Here is a 1,632-nt window from a genome sequence, read left to right on the forward strand (position 1 = left end):
CAAAGGCAGGTTCTTTAAGGTAAGGAGGTGATCCAACCGCAGGTTCCCCTACGGTTACCTTGTTACGACTTCACCCCAGTCATGAATCACAAAGTGGTAAGCGCCCTCCCGAAGGTTAAGCTACCTACTTCTTTTGCAACCCACTCCCATGGTGTGACGGGCGGTGTGTACAAGGCCCGGGAACGTATTCACCGTAGCATTCTGATCTACGATTACTAGCGATTCCGACTTCATGGAGTCGAGTTGCAGACTCCAATCCGGACTACGACGCACTTTATGAGGTCCGCTTGCTCTCGCGAGGTCGCTTCTCTTTGTATGCGCCATTGTAGCACGTGTGTAGCCCTACTCGTAAGGGCCATGATGACTTGACGTCATCCCCACCTTCCTCCAGTTTATCACTGGCAGTCTCCTTTGAGTTCCCGGCCGGACCGCTGGCAACAAAGGATAAGGGTTGCGCTCGTTGCGGGACTTAACCCAACATTTCACAACACGAGCTGACGACAGCCATGCAGCACCTGTCTCAGAGTTCCCGAAGGCACCAATCCATCTCTGGAAAGTTCTCTGGATGTCAAGAGTAGGTAAGGTTCTTCGCGTTGCATCGAATTAAACCACATGCTCCACCGCTTGTGCGGGCCCCCGTCAATTCATTTGAGTTTTAACCTTGCGGCCGTACTCCCCAGGCGGTCGACTTAACGCGTTAGCTCCGGAAGCCACGCCTCAAGGGCACAACCTCCAAGTCGACATCGTTTACGGCGTGGACTACCAGGGTATCTAATCCTGTTTGCTCCCCACGCTTTCGCACCTGAGCGTCAGTCTTTGTCCAGGGGGCCGCCTTCGCCACCGGTATTCCTCCAGATCTCTACGCATTTCACCGCTACACCTGGAATTCTACCCCCCTCTACAAGACTCTAGCCTGCCAGTTTCGAATGCAGTTCCCAGGTTGAGCCCGGGGATTTCACATCCGACTTGACAGACCGCCTGCGTGCGCTTTACGCCCAGTAATTCCGATTAACGCTTGCACCCTCCGTATTACCGCGGCTGCTGGCACGGAGTTAGCCGGTGCTTCTTCTGCGGGTAACGTCAATCGATGAGGTTATTAACCTCACCGCCTTCCTCCCCGCTGAAAGTACTTTACAACCCGAAGGCCTTCTTCATACACGCGGCATGGCTGCATCAGGCTTGCGCCCATTGTGCAATATTCCCCACTGCTGCCTCCCGTAGGAGTCTGGACCGTGTCTCAGTTCCAGTGTGGCTGGTCATCCTCTCAGACCAGCTAGGGATCGTCGCCTAGGTGAGCCGTTACCCCACCTACTAGCTAATCCCATCTGGGCACATCTGATGGCAAGAGGCCCGAAGGTCCCCCTCTTTGGTCTTGCGACGTTATGCGGTATTAGCTACCGTTTCCAGTAGTTATCCCCCTCCATCAGGCAGTTTCCCAGACATTACTCACCCGTCCGCCGCTCGCCGGCAAAGTAGCAAGCTACTTTCCGCTGCCGCTCGACTTGCATGTGTTAGGCCTGCCGCCAGCGTTCAATCTGAGCCATGATCAAACTCTTCAATTTAAGTTTGATGCTCGTGAATTAAACTTCGTAATGAATTACGCATGTTCACTCAGAGACTTGGTATTCATTT

At 53.8% G+C, this 1,632-nt stretch carries 1 rRNA gene; it reads right to left on the reverse strand.

Annotation, left to right across the window (positions count from 1 at the left end):
• Positions 1-20: 20 nt before the first annotated feature.
• Positions 21-1,562 (reverse strand): 16S ribosomal RNA (locus F3J31_RS23155).
• Positions 1,563-1,632 lie beyond the last annotated feature (70 nt).

The organism is Enterobacter sp. Acro-832 (assembly GCF_011752745.1).
Lineage (GTDB): Bacteria > Pseudomonadota > Gammaproteobacteria > Enterobacterales > Enterobacteriaceae > Enterobacter > Enterobacter quasiroggenkampii.